This window comes from Alkalihalophilus lindianensis (assembly GCF_032843265.1).
GTDB lineage: Bacteria > Bacillota > Bacilli > Bacillales > Bacillaceae_D > Alkalihalophilus > Alkalihalophilus lindianensis.
Window position 1 is genome coordinate 1 of record NZ_JAWJBA010000411.1, and the last position, 267, is coordinate 267.

At 41.9% G+C, this 267-nt stretch carries 1 protein-coding gene; it reads right to left on the reverse strand.

Annotated features, from left to right (window positions below; all coding sequences use genetic code 11):
- Nucleotides 1–267 (reverse strand): NAD(P)-dependent oxidoreductase (locus tag RYX56_RS22815; RefSeq protein WP_317124184.1); only part of this gene is annotated, 267 nt, incomplete at both ends.

The window sequence follows — 267 nt, forward strand, 5'->3', positions numbered from 1 at the left end:
TAGCTGTTCGCTTCATTTTTTGAAAAATATTACGCGTAAACATATTCCTTGTCTCTGAGGTTAATGGTGTTAAACAAACGATGAAATCAGCCTGCTCGACGAGTTCATCAAAAGAGGCATATACTGCACCCGTCTTCTCTTCTATCTCCGTCTTTCTTGTCCGATTATGATAAAGGATGTTCATCTCAAATCCCGCTGCTCGTCGGGCAACGGCCGCTCCGATTTTCCCCATCCCAACAATTCCTATTGTTTTATGATGGATATCAT